This is a genomic window from Candidatus Paceibacterota bacterium (assembly GCA_035652395.1).
In the GTDB taxonomy this organism is placed as follows: Bacteria; Patescibacteriota; Minisyncoccia; order Phycocordibacterales; family CAJBRS01; genus JADGRH01.
Window position 1 is genome coordinate 64,943 of sequence record DASRDX010000013.1, and the last position, 15,520, is coordinate 80,462.

A 15,520-nucleotide genomic window follows, 5' to 3' on the forward strand; every position below is an offset into this window, starting at 1 on the left:
AAAACTTCTTACTTTGTGACCATTTCCTATATTGCGGCGGCTTGGTCATATTTGCTCAATTCACTAATTTTCTTTTCTTCTATTTTTTCGCATATTGGGCACGGCTGTCTTCTAGTTTTCGACGTACTTTTTCAGAGTCTATTCCATCCGCCGTTTTCAGGGCTAAGGTAGTTCCTGTTTGCGGGTCGTGGAATAAGGTTAATTCAGGAAGTCCTATCTGAGGGTCGCCGCGCATAACTCCAGCAGGCACGCCTCCGCCTTCCTTAATTGCAGCGTCGTGTTCGGGGTTTCCCGTGGTTCTTTCTTTTGGAATTGAAAAAGCAGGAGACTCAGGTCTTACCGATTCAGTTCTTTGTCTATTTGCTGCCTCACTTGCCGCTTCTGTTCGGGCGACATCCGTTTTGCGCTCTCTATCGCCTTCTCCATTAGTTCTTCCGTAGTCAGCGTTTTGTTCTGCTGGTCCTGCTGCTTGTTCTGCATTCTGCCTCCTCACAATTTCATTATACATCTGTTGTATGCGTTGCGGGCTGTAATGATATTGCTCGGATAAGCCCTCTTCTCTTACTCCTGCATTCTCATTAATTATGTCCGATACGTGCTTGTTTGTCAAGAACTGTTTATTTTCATCTATGGCTTTATTTATTACATCTAGGGCTGAGGTATTATCGTATCCTACCTCTTTTAGAAATCTTAGAGCCATGCCTCCATCAGAATCCTGTCTCGTAAGCATTGAATTAAAATTATGATTTTCATTTCGTGGAATGTTGTTAAAAACTTCATCCGCAGCTATGCCGCCCATAACGGCCCTTATTACAGGCATAACCTTGTCAGGTTTTAATATAGGGCCGTGCGGGCCGGGTTCAAAAAGACCTTCGGTTTTCCAATCAACGGCGGCGATAAAATTCTTGCCCATTTTTGGATACGTATGCCTTAGCATGCCATTTAAACCCACGCCTTCTTTAGTTCCCACAAGAGCATGACCTAGTTCGTGTTTTATAATTTCTATTGGGATTCTTGAGGGAATACGATGCATAGGCAACGAAAGAATTTTTTTCTTAGGTACCGCGTATTTATCTTCAAATGCTGGTGGCTTCGGCTCTCCCACATCAATAGCTACGGCATCGGGATATTTTTCTCTAGCAATATCAAATACTTCATGGCTAGAATGGGCAGGAATAATTTCAATTATGGGTTTTTCTTCTCCCTGCCTTTTTATCTGCGCTCGATACTCGTGCTTCAACGGAAGTTCCGCTACTCTAGAAAAGGCGGGTTGTTCGGGCTTGGCAATGCTGGCGCTGGGGCCTCCTGTTGTTTCAGCAGTCCCTTCTCCTGTCCTAGAGGTTTCGGGAGATTGGTCTGACTCTTCAGTAGGGCGTCCTTGAACACCTGTTTCTGCTTCGGCTCCGCCTGTTTTAGTTGTTGGCTCAACTTTTTCAGCATGTCGCTCAGGCTGCCCTGCAAGCTGCTTGTTACTTGGTTCATTTTTCTCTCCTAATCCCAAATCTTTGTAAATTTGATTCATTCTATCTTTGCTGATATGTAAACTTCTGTCAAGGCCGGGTTCTCTTACTGATGCGTGGCTTTCAACGAATTCTTTCATTCCCGGTCTAGACAAGTCAGCACGAACCCTTTCCGCAGCAGCCGCTATAACTCTAGAAGCTTCCGCATCTGACAATCCCGCGTCTTGAAGAAATTTTCTCAAAGCCGCTATATCTGCGCCAGCATGTTCGTTCTCTGTAAACGGAACGTCATGCCACAAATCATTGGCTACAGCGCCCGCCACATACACATCTGCGATGTCGTCTATTCTCTTAGCGGCTTTTTCTAAGTCGAAGCCGCCTTGCCTGTCCCCGAATTCCGCGTCCCAATCAACGGGCGCAAGCATTACATTGTCCCCAATTTCGGGATGCTCGTGCGACCAAACTTCATCGAGCATAGGAATACCGCGCATTTTCGCAATGATATTATGCACTATATCATGCGCTAACGCAGATTGAGTATCAAGATTGTTATGAAATTCAATATCAGGATGCAATAACGGTTCGGCGTTCTTAGGCAGCGTAGCAGTAGGAACGGTCTGTTCAGCGGCATTTTCTTGTGCTTTTTGTGTGGCCTTTCTAATCAGTTCGTCATCCGCCAAATTTTGATTATTGAAATTTGACAGCAATTTTTTCTCGGCAGAATCTAACTCGACGCCGTGTAATTTTTTGTTGGCTACATCCTCTAAAAATCTCTGTTCTAAATCTGCGTAACTAGTATCTCCGACATATTCGCCATAATGAGATGCTAAATCCGCGTGTAATTGAGAGGATTCCCGCAATAATTGTCTTATATCGTCGGCGGATAACACGCTCAAAACAGGAGGAGGAAGACTTTCCCAAGGTAACGGTCTCGCAGGAGACGTCGTAATTTGAGCCAATCTTGTATTTATATCTCCCGAAATATTTGCCGCCTCCGCAGCAATTCTATCTCTTGTTAAATCGGACGGAGAAATAAGATTTCCCAATTTTTCTCCTGCCGCTCCTCCGAATTCCCATCCAAGAATCGCGTGGCCCGCTCCTCGACCTAATATCGCTCCTACGCCTGCGCCCGCGCGTCGAGCCTGATTCGACAAAAATTCCCTAAACGGAGTTGTTTTGGCTGTTCCTCGAACTTGCTGCTTTGCTCTAGAAAGTTTTGATTCTATCGCGTCACGAACGTTAATTACAGCCTTTTGTTCAAGCCTAGCCTTAGCCACGTCAGAAACCCCTAAATTTTCCAACGATTCAGCTACACCCTTTCTCAAACTATCAACCAAAGCCGCCTTAGCTGCATATTCAGGACTGTTAGAAATAGCTGTTCTCCAATCCCAAAGATTTTTTCTACGAATTCCGCGCAATTGGTCGTTAAGTCTAGTAATTAATTCTTGAGCTTCGCCAATTGTCATATCCTTCAAATTAAAATCTTCGATGGAATTTAATCCGCGTTCTAACCACCCCGATTCCAATAAATCGGCAGGCTTCAAAGCCGCAGCAACATCTAAAGTAGGATTTGTGGCAATAGGCTGATTCAAATGCGGCGCAGATGCTTTGGCAATCTCATTATCAATTCTATTTTCCGCACGATTTAATGCGTCGTGAAGTTGCTCGGCATCACTTATATTTTCCTGAGCATGATAATCGGAGATGTGAGAAAGAGCCACATCTAAATCTTGGTCGGTGTAAGGTGCCCGCGAAGTCGGAGGAAAAGCCTTTTTAAAGTTTTCTTTAACTGTTGCTATGTTTTTGACTATCTTAGGAGCCATAAATGCTCTTTTAGCTGCTTTAACTGCGTTCAAAGCATCTACCGCCGCTTTGGCGCGATTTTCCGAAGCTTTGTTCATCGCATCAATGGCTTTGTCTGCATTTTTGGCTGCTTCGGATGCTTTATTATACGCTTCTATGGTTTGTTCTCGTGTTCCCGTTCCGTTTAGCTCCGCCTGTTCTGCCGCATGCGCCGCCTCACGGGCTTCATCGGCTTGTTTAGACGCGGCCATAGCATCATTTACTCGTGTTTTCCACGACGAATTCGCAGCGTCTGCTACGGTTCCTTTTGAAATAATAGTTGCTGCGTGAGATTTCATGGTATTAGGAATTTCGGTTTTTCCTAATAAATTCAAACCCTCTTTATAATCATTATTACTGAAGTGTTTTTCTACTTTATTTAAAACGGAATCTGTAGAAGGTTTTACTGTCTCATGTAAGCCAACAGCAGTTCCCAACACTCCCAATAAAGCTTGACCCGCTCCTGATACTCGACGCTCAAAAGACTCTAGCGGGGTTTCTCCTTCAGGGCCTTTAGATAAAGCCTGTTGCACTCCCGCCACAGTAAATCCTCCCGCAGTTGCCGCTTCTAATGCTCCCACGCCTCCTTTAATTAAAACGGGAGCCTCGGAAATGAGTCCCTTCGCTAAGGGTCCCAAACCCAAAGTCATAATTCCAAGAGGAGATAAAGTTCTTCTTGCCGACTCAACGCCCGCCCCTATAATATCCGCCGGTGCTCTCGCAGCGATAATAGAAGCTTGTCTCGCCCATTCCGGCAATTTTTCGGGTTCGTGAAGAGCTAACCAATCTGTTATCATTTGGTTAAATTTTTGATATACTCTTTTATTCGCATCAAAATCGCCGCCAACAGGCTTATTAAGGGCTTCCCAAAGACTAATAGACCGTGGCTGCTCAGTCTGAACAACACTGCCGCCGAGTTTCATAAAAAAATCATCGGGTTTTGAAGGCTGTGATTGCAGTATTTGTGTTGGTTCCGCCCCTAATTTGAGGAAAAAATTATCGTCTTTATGCACCGATGCCGCAGTAGAAGGCGCTGAAACAGCAGAAACTGCGACAGGACCTAATGCTTTACCTGTCGCGTCGTACGCAACACCATTCTCTACTCTCGTGGCGCTTGGATATTGTTTTGAAATATCCAACTGCTCAGGCTCATTTTGATTCTGCGTTTGGTCTTGCATCACCAAATTTTGATTCTGTATTTGGTCTTCCATTATTGAATTACCGTAGCTCCATTGGCAACCGCCGCATCTTTTTGATTCTGAGGAATGGTCATAATGGTTCCGCTTGGAGTTTTAATATAAATTCTCCCCGGAGGAGGAGCGGGCAAACTAGATTTTGCTTGAGCATCAGGAGAAGCAGAACTCATTGACAATAAGTCATTATCCTGGACAGGCAAACCAATTTTTTTAGCGCCTTCAAGTGCGTCCTCGGATAAAGGTCCAACAAGTTGTGAAATGTTTTTACCCATTTGATTTTTAAACCTTTGGTTCATTTCTCCGTATCTTGCTTGAACAGTTCTTCCCATCTGTTTCAATGCGGCCCCAACTTGGGACGGAGTACTATCATCTGAAAGTATCGTTTCCGCCGCTTTTCGGTCTTCCGCATAAAGCGCCCTTCCCCCCAATAAAAATCCTTCAAACTCTTTTCGCACAGGTTCTAGAGCCGTCATATATGAAGTAAACCTAGGGTCGCTAGAAATATTCTTTTTCCACCACACCAACGGTTTATTAGCTAATTTAACATCCGTTAACTGAAGGTTCCCAATTACATCGGCAGCTTCACCGGCGTGCCTCAAAAAAGTTCCAAATGATTGTAATTGTTTGCCTTCCGAACCCGTCGTATAATCATCCATTATTTTTATTTGACGCTTTAACGCGGATATATTAAATTTAGGATTCAGTTCTTTAACTCTGTTATAAAGAAGTAGTCTCTGATTACCTTTAAATGCCGTAGTAATATCCTTCAAATCAGTCAAATCTCCATTGGCGATAGATTGCGCGGCAGGCTCTATATCTTTTTGCATTTCTGTTCTTTCGGCTTGTCTAGTAACTTCTGCCGATTTCTCTTGAAAAGCGAGAGATGCCGCTGATTGTGCCGTTGCCTGTTTAAGCATTTGTTGTAATTTAGGAACGATTTCTTTAGGAGTGTTGGGGTCGTCTATTCTAGATTGGATTCCCGAAGCTATCGCAGCAGCCTCGGCCCCGTGAGCGCCATCTAACTTTTTCTGTAAATCGGTTAAATCGGTATCATTTTTGCCTAATTTTTCTTGATATTTTTCAAGAAGTTTATCAAAAAAATAGTTTCCTTTATCATCTTGACCATAATACTTGCGTAAATCGTTATCTAAATTAGGATATTTCGCCCTCATTTGAGGGTTTGCAAGCATGGCATTTCTAGCTGCCATAACGTCTCCATTATTGTGGGATAAGGCGTTAACCCAATCTTCGACTCCTCGAAAATTGACGGCTTCCAAATCTAGAACCATTTTTTCATCCGCCATCTTAGAGTCAATCAATTCTTGGTTACGGGCTTTCGTTGCGGCGCGAACATCCGCAGCGTGTTGCATCATCAAATTAAATTGCTCCCCTGAAAATGTTTGTCCTTCCTTCCATTTTTGTCCGGGGGCGGGAGGATTATATTTATTTAATTCATCCAACACATCTTTATATCCTGGTAAACTTTCATTGAGTGTAACTTCCTTCGGAATGCCCATTAAAGTATAGGTCGTGCGAACAATGGGGTTTCCGTTCTCATCCTCCCCCACCGTTTTTAATCCATCAGGAATTGCCGTCTCTTTTGTAGGGTCGAGTTTTCCTTCTTTTAAATATTGATTAATTTCATCGCTGTCGAGATGGTCGCCTAGAACGGGCACAGGATTCGGCAAACTCCTGTAAAGTTGAATTTGTCGAAGACCGGAATCCACCGAAGCCTGCTTTGCTTCCATATCTAATTTACTTACCAATCGCTGTTCGTGCATTCTCCTGACCGCAGATTCAGCCATCAAAGCTCTGTTTTTATCTTCTTCGGTCTTTAAAAGCTTCTCTTGGGACAGTCTCTGATTTCTAGCAGCCATCGTTCGAGCAAATCCCGTAAGCGCACCTGCTCCTGCCGGAACAGTACCGACTGCCGCAACATCGCCTATGGATTGTCCGACACCTTTAAGCGCGTCCAAAGCTCCGCCAACTACGGCTCTCATAATTCCGCCCGGCTTGGCCGCAACTTCTGGGTTGGACCTGATTGTTCTGTTTATGCTGTCGCCTATCGCTTGAACGTGAGGCAGAATTTGGCCTTTGGTTGCAATAATTTGTCCGAGTGATGCTCCGCCTGAAACGGGCAAACGTTGTGGAATTTGAGTTTCTTGAGGAGCCAAAGGAATAGAAGATTTTACCGCAGGAGCTAAAGGAGTGAAAGGTTCTGAGCCTGTATCAACTAATGTAGGAGACGCCAACGTTGAAACAGCATCTTGCGGTCTCAATATATTTTGTATTAATGGATTATCTCCGGGCAATTGTGATAACGTTCCTGCCGGATTAACTTTTGGGTCTAGCATATTTTTATCCCTGTCCCGTTAAGGCATTTAACCCGCCTTTAAAGAAATCTCCCACTCCTTCTCCGAAAGTTTCACCTGCGCCTAAATTGGCAAGGCCGCCAGCGCCAAAAGTGGCCAAATCCATCAGGCCCGAACCAATCAAGCCTCCAAGCATGGCTTGCTTTTGGCTTCTTTGTTGAGCTATTTTATTAGCCATATCGAACGAACTTGAAAACCCTTGCTGCGCCGCGCCAGCAAATCCTAGAGGGTTATATTGAGACGCTAACTGATGCAATCCAGCCGTTGCAGCCAACCAATTCTGTCTACCCAAATTATAGTTCTGTAAAGTTATGGCCTGTTTTTGACGGGCCGCTTCAGAAGCGGCAGCACTAGCCAAACTTGATTCTAGAGATTCTCTAGCTCCGCTAGGCAAAAACTCTTGACCGCCGCCGCGAGCCGCCAAGGTGGTTCGTAAAGCCTGTCCAGCTTTGGCATATTCTTGAGCAACGCCTTCGGTGGCCCCTGTTGTTAGTGCAGCCAATTCTGCCGCGCCCATTCCTGTTTGGACGGGTCCTGCCGCAGCAATGGGCGTCCACATTGCATTGAGCTTTCCCAAAATATCGCTCTGATTTTTAAAATTCTCATTAAAATTTGCCGCCAAGCTAGAAGCGAGCGATGCTTGCTGCGCTTGAGCCATTGTTTCTTCGCTACTAGGTCCGCACATTAACTTTCCTCGAAAAATAGTACGTGGTCGTTTGAATCAATTTCGGTAAAACCGAATTTCTTATGCATAAATTTGATTAGTGATGAGTGGGTTGATTTATATATCAATCCATCCAAATTGTTTTGTCTTGCCAGACTTTCCATTATAGGAATTGCCCACAACAGGGATTTGATAGTCCGAGATTTACTAACTTCCGTTTCAGGCCCAAATTGACAGTGTAAACGCAATAAATCTCCCTCTTTTTCAACTCTCGCAAACATTGTTGGTCCGTTGTCGTCGTAAATACAAAAACTCAATAATCCGTTGCCTGTCAGCCACCATTCAGGGTTTAAACAATCCTTATGATAAGAGTCGTTAGAAATCCATTCTACTAACTTAGTGATGTCCTTAACTGTGGACGCCTCCAATCTCATTTACCAATACCTCGGTTTAACTGAATTTGGAACGCCCGGCGCGTTAGGTCCGAAATTTGGATTCCAAACAAAAGAAAAGTAATCCATAAAAAATCGCATAGAACTTCCTGCCGGACTTGTCGTATCATCGTTACCAAAAGCAAAATATGGCTGATAAGCCGGGTATCCAATTACAGAAGAGTTACTCGCTAAGTTAGTGCTTGCAAATGAAGCAATAGTTGTATTAAAAGTTAAATTCCTATTAGAAGACTCTGCGTTTGGAATTAAAGTTACAGTTTGCCCATTAAGAACAGAAGCCGCCCCCGGAAGATTCGCAAAAGTAACTTTACTTCCGGGTCCGAAAGGAGCCGCACTTGCATTAGTCAGTACATTACTAGTTGCGGATAATGGACTGTTACTAACCAAGCCGATATTAGTTGAAGTACCTACCGAAGTTATAGATGCGCCAGCCGTAATAGCCCCATTTGTAAGTATAGTAAATAAAGGCACAGTAAAATTTTGTGAAATTATTTGGTTACCATCGGTCATAGAAATAGTTACTTGGCCCACGGCAGTGCTAGTAATTTCTAATCTGTACCAAGTTCCTTGAGTAGGAGTAAACGGAGTTATAAAAGTTTGACCTTGAAGATTATGTCTAGGGCTGCCTGTCGTATAGCTCCTATTTGAAACGACTTCAAATGTATAATTGGTGTCATTCAACCCCGTTCCCGATGCAGTAGCGGCATGGCTTTCAGCAACGGCAGATGCATTAGCTAAGGTTAATGTTGTGGTAGAACTGCCCACACACACAAATGTTCCGTTATTAACACCGTTAGTGAAGCCCGATACTGTAAAAGTAATACCGTTATAGGCTCCGTTAGCTCCTCCAGTAATGGTTCCTGTATAAGTCGCATTTCCGCCCGATGATGTCGCAACAGATGAAAGAGTAAGTGTTCCCGGTGTGGCGCTCGTATCATAACGGACGCCCATAAATACATCAGGCCGACCAACCCCATTTGCTAGATTATTAATAAAATTACCACAAAGACCTACATACAAACTCTTTTTTGCTTTTGAAAACGCAAACTGCGTGCTGCTATCTACTTTCCAAACAAAAGTCAATTTCCAACCTGGATAGTCCAATAAAGGCCACGCTACTTGAGGCACACCTGCTGAATTTATAGTAACGCTATTTATAATATATCCGCCAACACTATTGGCGGACGTACTGTTTTCCCAACTAAAAGTTCCAAAATAAGGAAAGACATAGCTGGTAGTTTGAGGCGTAGTGATGCCCGATGCAAATGTACTTATCCACCCCAATTCGCCAATTTGGGCACTAACGTTTGCGGGGTCTAAGCTACCATTATATAGATTGGAGAAATCATCCCTTAAAATGACATAGGCCGAGTCATATTCCCACGGAAGAGTCCCATGAGTTATACCGTCGCCAGTCGCAGTACTTACGAACGATATATTACCGCTGCTATCTGATGTGATAGATAATCCCGTGCCTTGAAAATTTGCCACACTTTGATTTGGATTAACTATTCCGTTTGTTTTTAAAAGCAGACCGCTGCCGCTATTTTGAACAATGGTCTTGGTTACGCTTGCAGACGCACTGTTAATAGACGGAAAAGAACTAGGCGATAAAGGCGAAACCCTAAAACTTGATAATCCCGGCCTATTATACTGACGTAAGGAGTCGGGAGAATATTGCAAAGGCAGCGGCACCGTCGCGGCTAAAAACGGATTTACTTGAGTTGTTGAGTCAGGAATTTGAGGCTTTGGTCCCGCAGAATCAGAAGAGGCCGAAACCCAATTATCGAAATTAGGATAAAAATCAGATAGTTTCATTATTCCTCTGGAGGCTGTTCGATAACTCCGAAAATAGTTAACGTCAAAACTTCATTAGCAAAATTTTCGGCTGGAAAACTTACTTTAACCTGCAAATGTTCCGCCAAAGCGGGAACTCCTGTCGGCCTGAAATAATAAGCGTTTGAATAAAGACTTGTCGGCTGTAAGGTACTTCCATAAATCTGCCAAGGATATGGCTGAGACTCAGGAAAAGTTGTAAACGTTCCGTTTATCTCGTTCAGCAAAAAAGAGACGGTCGGAGAACTTCCGACTCTAGTAGCTCTAACATTTATAAAAGTAAGACCTGCAATTTGACCTGGATGAACTAAATTAATGCTTCCCATAGTGAAGAAACAAGTATAATTTGTTCCGTCATCCTGATAAGTGCTAAAGTCTCTTTGTAAAATGTGAGTATTATTTCCAATACCTCCAACCAACAATCTATGTATTCCTGGAGATACTTCTATGGATTGAACCGCTCCCGCTCCATTTGTAATCATGGCAAACGGACTCCAAACTGCATTTCCGTTCGGAAATTGATTCGGATTTAATCTGTACCATCCCGTTTGCCCGTCCGAAACAAAAACGGCATTATCATTTCCGCTTTGATGTACCGTCACATATACTTTAGAAGCGTCGAACAACTGCAATTTATCCGCAATCGGTCCGCCAATTCGATTCACTCCGCTACTTGGGTCAATGCTCATAAGTTGGTTGTCGGCGGTGTACATAAAAATAACCCCGCCATAAACATCCAAAGCATTGAAATGCAATAAACCCACTCCCGGAATCATCGGAGTCGGAAAAAATGTGTCAAACACAGGCCCGCCCTGAATGGCGTATATATCCGAAGTCAAGAAAATCAAAATTCCTGTTGCCGTGGGAACTATGCGCGTAACAGGGCTAGGAAACTCGAAAAAATTTGCGGGGTCAAATGACTCGTTAGGATTTCCTGTTTGAACATCAGGTCCGCCCGAACAGAAAACAAAATTTCCAACCGCTCCCCAAATCCTTTCAAAATGATACGCCATCGGTAAAAATCCAGCGGGCGGCGGGTCATTCTGATGATTAATTGGCGCAGGAATCAATTCATTAACCACAGAATCCGAAAGAAAATCAGTAAAAGACCAATTTCCTGGATTGTTTCCGTTTGGCGCGGGATTCGGAATTTCCGTTAAGAAAAACAATGTACTGCCGCCATCCAAGGTTCGCCAAATAATAATTGTATCCACTTGTGGGTCGGTAGAGCCTACTCCTTGCAAGAAGTTGGCCGCTCCAGTTCCTCCGTTAGGCCCTGTAATAGTCGCCAAAGGCGATGCAGTTGAAACGCCTCCAGACTTAGAACCCGTTGGCGGTCCTAGCGGGCCGCCCGTGTTCGGAAGCAATCCCCAACCAGGCGGAGTGGTAGTATTGAATTGGTCATTCGATGTTCTAGCCGAAAATGAATATGCGTATTGATAACCTTTAGTCCAAGTAAAGAAATTTGCCGAAGCTGCTCCCACATTAATCCATGTTGCGGCGTTATCAGTGGTAGTATTTCCTATTCCCGTGCTCCAAGATGGCGCAGACGCTCCGCCTAAACCGCTGGCTATAACAGACTGAATATTATTGTTTGAATCTATTACGGATGCTCCGCCATAAGTTACGGAACCCACGGGAGGAACAAAACCCGCGCTAGGCAAATACCATTTTGTGCTCGCAGCCCAAGTCATGGAATTCCCCACACAAACCCAAACAACAGAGCCATCTTGTGTTGATTGTCCGTATGCTGTTCCAAATGGATTATAAACAACGGTTGCCGCGCTTGTTTCGGCCACTCCAGCCGAATTATTAACCGTAAGAGAGGTTCCCGAAGAACTTACAACATTGAACGTACCGTTGTTCGCAGCATTTGTAAAACCAGAAATAACTACAGGACGGCCTGTTGTAAAACTTTGAGAAGAAGGAAGCGTATAAACCGTGTTGCCTCCAACAGCATTGGCCACTGTTATAGTTCCGCTTATTGTTGTTCCTGGCGCATTGGCCGCAACGTCCGTCGTTCCCGACGTTGTACATACTTGGATATTATTATTAGAATCTTTTATCGCAGAAAATACGGCTCCTTGAACTGTCCATGCGGTATAAGCATGAGAACTTTGATAAGTAGCCGAACCCAAGCTCATCCAAATCAAATCACCGTCTGGAGTCGGCGTTCCGGCAACCGATGAAAAATGTGGTTGAACGGGAGTGTTAGAAGACGTTCCAGCGGTCGTACAAACCATTAAAAATATGTCGGATTTTCCTAGAGAGCCGTCCCCGTTCGGCGGCGGGAGCGTATAAGGAACGAGAACCGCAGAAAATGCTGTCGAACCCGAAACGCCCCATTTAGTATATGCAGTATTCTTAGCCCATTTTCCGACACCATCAATAGTTCGAGGCACATTGGGCGGTATGGCAACCCATTTTACACCTGGTGGAGCATCCCCAATTGGGTCGTATGTGTTTCCACCAGCAGTTGCATTAAAAGCAGGTTTGGATGTTCCAGAAGTTCCTTGAGCGTTTCCGGCGTTTGTATTTCCTTGTAAAGTGTTTGTGGTAGGGTCGTAAATCATACAAGGATTTGTAAGAGTTCCGCCCACATTAAAGTTATTATAAAGTTGATTAGCTTTCCACAATCTAACGGGACCAAAATTAGTCCAAGTTACTGTTCCATCAGACGTAGTATTTCCGGGAGTCAAATTCCACGCGGGTTCGCCTGTTCCAGACGTTCCGAATTGAGTAGTATTTGTTCCTGACGCATTAACGGAAATTAGCTGCTGTAAAGTTCCAGATGTAGCGTCAAAAATAATACCCATCGTTGACCAAACAGTGTTGGCTACCCACGTCGTTCCAGCCGTTACGGTTTTTTCAGTTACTGTGGGCGCAGACGTAGGGGCTGCAATTCCCCAATTATACGGACCTATCTTGTTATTTCCGTTAACTTGAACTTTCTGAAGGTCTATGCCGTCGCCATAATAAAGAGTATCTGCGACGCCTTGATAATATCCCTGCCCCGCGCCCGCAGATTTAGTAAACAATTGTAGCTGTGTTGTAGGAGTTTGAAGATAGGTAGCGGTTGCAGTGTCTACTATAACCTTCAAACCTTGAGTTAAGGTTCTCCAATTATAGAACCAATTCACTTGGTCTGGTATTGCCACACTAGACCATCTTGATAAGCCTGGGCGTCGAATCAAACTTAATTGATTTGAAACTTCCATGTTACTTCCGTCAATTAAAGCGTCAATGTAACCGCCATAAAATTTTGAAATAACATATTGGGCAGGGTCATGAAGGGCATTTCTGTTTGTGAATAAACCCGTTTCCATTCTCGCAACATGAATTGGCTTTCCACGAGATGGATTACGTGGCTGTGCTCCCGCGCTTTCAAATAATCCAACCATTATCTAACCGCCTGTGCTTGACGACCTTGTTGTGTTTCCAAGCCCTGAGTTATAAAAGCTGAATTCAAATTCATATAACTTTGGGCAAATATGGCCTTATCCATTTCTGATAAACCGCTCTGACGCGCCAATAAACTGGCAATACCTTTGCTTATATATTGTGGCGCTCTTGGGTCTTGACAACTGTCCATGTAATAACCTAAACACAAATTGTTATAAACATCCGAAAGCGTATCGGGAATCGGAGACCATTGGTCTGATATTGCTACAAATTGTGATGCAACTTTCTGATAAACTAAATACAACGAATAATTTTTATTTGGAACCGCAGAAAACCTTAAAATTGGGCCGGATATGTTATGTATAGAAACTGTCTGAGGACGGCCAGTGGGCAAACTAGACCGCGCCAAAGAAGCGTTATTTAAAACGTCGGGTATTTCATAAAACTTCCCATCATCTGGGTCTTTTACCGACGCTCTTTCCAAATATCCAAAATCTGATATAGCTAAAGTATAATCTTGAACACCTGTAGATAAAGTATAAGATGAATTTTCCGAACGATTAAAATTCCATCTCATCGGCGCAGCTAATATGACGTTCCGAACTATATTCGCAATGCCTATAATAGGCATGTTATTTGTACCGATATTCGCCTCTTGATAGCGACAAAACGGGCGAATATAATTAATAGTATCGCTAAGAAGATTTGCCACTGTTTATCTCCACGGATAATTGAACGGATACGCCGGACCTACATAACTTACTCGACCAGTTGTTCCAGCGCCAAATATAGTTCTTTCGGGAACAAATCTATACTCTTCGAGTTCTCGGTCTTCAAGTTCTCTAAGGTCTAATAAACTCTTTTGCCAAAGTTGATAATTTTTTTCAAACTTAGCCTGAACCTTAGGGTCGCTGCTGTATCTATAACACTGAGCAATAATTCCCTGCCTCAAATAACTTTGGTATTTGTCGGGAAATGGGTCGAATGTTTGGTCGAGACTTGTAAACTGAATTGCTGGCTTCTGGCCGATTAAATTAAACTGAAACACTACGCCCGTCTGAGATGGAACTGGCAAAATCCTTACACCGAGGCCGTTCGGGTCAACAACTGTCCAAACAGTAGTTCCATCAACAGTTTGCGTTCCTGGCGCAGCGTTAGGTGCTGGCCAAATAGGTTGAGTACTTCCACATGTTCCATATACAGTAACTACCTGAAAATTTCCATTTGTATCTTGGATTTGAGTTATTGGATTGGCTTGTTGCGTTGTTCCAGCAAGCGGCGACGTATAAACAGAGTTTGGACCTGGGTTGTTTCCAAAAGTTTTATTTCCGGTGTTCGCCGCACCCCAAGTTCCATAATACTGCATATAGTTATAAAGTAAATTAGCAGTAAACGTTGGCCAAGACCAATTCATCGGCTGTAATAAACTTCCAGTTGCTTGGCTTTGGCTTCTTCCACATTCCACATATCCCCACGGTTTCGGTTGAGCGGAAGAACTAATTTCTACGGCTATTCCTTGAGCGAGCCATTCAATATTATATACGCTAGAACCGTCTAAATTAACAAGAGCATAATCTTGCTGAAAACTGTTTGTATAAAACTGAGGAAGTTTTATTTCATTCCATTTATGAGGAAACGGCAATCCTACTATTTCTGCGTATACGTCAGAACAAATTGTAACAAATGGTTCTAGTTGATACGCAGCAACATCCGCCAAAACTGGTTTTATATCACCTAGCGGCAAAATTTTATCCAACATCTGTTGTAGCGTCAACGTGCTCTGAGAATTAGCCATTTATCAACCCTTTTTCTTTCAAAAGTTTCATAACGGCATCAATCGCCGCCTGAACTGCGGCTTCAATGTTTCCCGCTGGCCCTCTCGGCCCCGAAAGTCCGTCTTTGCCGTCCCTTCCTGGTTCTCCCTTATCGCCTTTCGGACCTTGTGGACCTATGTCGCCTCTATCGCCTTTATCGCCTTTCGGACCTTGCGGACCTTGCGGACCTGTGTCGCCTTTCGGACCTTGCGGACCTGTGTCACCTTTCGGACCTTGCGGACCTTGCGGACCTGTGTCGCCTTTATCTCCTTGGATTCCTCGCTCGCCTTGAGGTCCCTGAGGTCCCTGAGGTCCGCGAGGTCCAATAGGACCTGCCAAACCGCGACGAGAATCTTTTTCATAGCTCTTTACTTTCTGCTCTAAAAGAGCCACTCTTTTTTCCAAATCCGTAATTTCCATTTTTAGCCAACTCGACTTAAAATTTATCTGTGAAATATGGGGCTGACGTAAATCAGCCCCCA

General features: G+C 43.9%; 9 protein-coding genes. All 9 read right to left on the bottom strand.

Going from position 1 to position 15,520, the window contains the following annotated elements; translation table 11 throughout:
* Nucleotides 1-79: 79 nt before the first annotated feature.
* Genes VFA52_04580 through VFA52_04620 form a run of 9 tightly spaced genes read right to left on the bottom strand, consistent with a single transcriptional unit; the run spans nt 80 to nt 15,458 of the window.
* The gene (locus tag VFA52_04580; protein HZS43433.1) at nt 80-4,486 is read right to left on the bottom strand and encodes a hypothetical protein; all 4,407 of its coding nucleotides are present in this window, start codon (nt 4,484-4,486) and stop codon (nt 80-82) included.
* A gap of 26 nt (nt 4,487-4,512) precedes the next feature.
* The gene (locus VFA52_04585; GenBank protein HZS43434.1) at nt 4,513-6,852 is read right to left on the bottom strand and encodes a hypothetical protein; all 2,340 of its coding nucleotides are present in this window, start codon (nt 6,850-6,852) and stop codon (nt 4,513-4,515) included.
* Nucleotides 6,853-6,856: 4 nt separating this feature from the next.
* Nucleotides 6,857-7,528, bottom strand: coding sequence for a hypothetical protein (locus tag VFA52_04590; GenBank protein HZS43435.1), 672 nt, complete (start codon nt 7,526-7,528; stop codon nt 6,857-6,859).
* A gap of 26 nt (nt 7,529-7,554) precedes the next feature.
* The gene (locus tag VFA52_04595; GenBank protein ID HZS43436.1) at nt 7,555-7,968 is read right to left on the bottom strand and encodes a hypothetical protein; all 414 of its coding nucleotides are present in this window, start codon (nt 7,966-7,968) and stop codon (nt 7,555-7,557) included.
* The gene (locus VFA52_04600) at nt 7,969-9,804 is read right to left on the bottom strand and encodes a hypothetical protein (GenBank protein ID HZS43437.1); all 1,836 of its coding nucleotides are present in this window, start codon (nt 9,802-9,804) and stop codon (nt 7,969-7,971) included.
* Entirely contained in the window at nt 9,804-13,223 is a 3,420-nt protein-coding gene (locus tag VFA52_04605) for a hypothetical protein (protein ID HZS43438.1), read from the bottom strand. The genes VFA52_04600 and VFA52_04605 overlap by 1 nt, the downstream gene beginning before the upstream one ends.
* Nucleotides 13,223-13,936, bottom strand: coding sequence for a hypothetical protein (locus tag VFA52_04610; protein ID HZS43439.1), 714 nt, complete (start codon nt 13,934-13,936; stop codon nt 13,223-13,225). The genes VFA52_04605 and VFA52_04610 overlap by 1 nt, the downstream gene beginning before the upstream one ends.
* Nucleotides 13,937-13,939: 3 nt before the next feature.
* Entirely contained in the window at nt 13,940-15,019 is a 1,080-nt protein-coding gene (locus VFA52_04615; GenBank protein ID HZS43440.1) for a hypothetical protein, read from the bottom strand.
* Complete coding sequence (locus tag VFA52_04620) at nt 15,012-15,458, bottom strand: hypothetical protein (protein ID HZS43441.1); 447 nt, start codon at nt 15,456-15,458, stop codon at nt 15,012-15,014. Before VFA52_04620 ends, VFA52_04615 begins: the two co-directional genes overlap by 8 nt.
* Nucleotides 15,459-15,520 lie beyond the last annotated feature (62 nt).

Excerpts from the sequence above, each read along its gene's own strand:
- VFA52_04605 (HZS43438.1), bottom strand. The coding sequence starts at position 13,223 with ATGGTTGGATTATTTGAAAGCGCGGGAGCACAGCCACGTAATCCATCT.
- VFA52_04595 (HZS43436.1), bottom strand. The coding sequence starts at position 7,968 with ATGAGATTGGAGGCGTCCACAGTTAAGGACATCACTAAGTTAGTAGAA.
- VFA52_04600 (HZS43437.1), bottom strand. The coding sequence starts at position 9,804 with ATGAAACTATCTGATTTTTATCCTAATTTCGATAATTGGGTTTCGGCC.
- VFA52_04590 (HZS43435.1), bottom strand. The coding sequence starts at position 7,528 with ATGGCTCAAGCGCAGCAAGCATCGCTCGCTTCTAGCTTGGCGGCAAAT.
- VFA52_04585 (HZS43434.1), bottom strand. The coding sequence starts at position 6,852 with ATGCTAGACCCAAAAGTTAATCCGGCAGGAACGTTATCACAATTGCCC.
- VFA52_04620 (HZS43441.1), bottom strand. The coding sequence starts at position 15,458 with ATGGAAATTACGGATTTGGAAAAAAGAGTGGCTCTTTTAGAGCAGAAA.
- VFA52_04615 (HZS43440.1), bottom strand. The coding sequence starts at position 15,019 with ATGGCTAATTCTCAGAGCACGTTGACGCTACAACAGATGTTGGATAAA.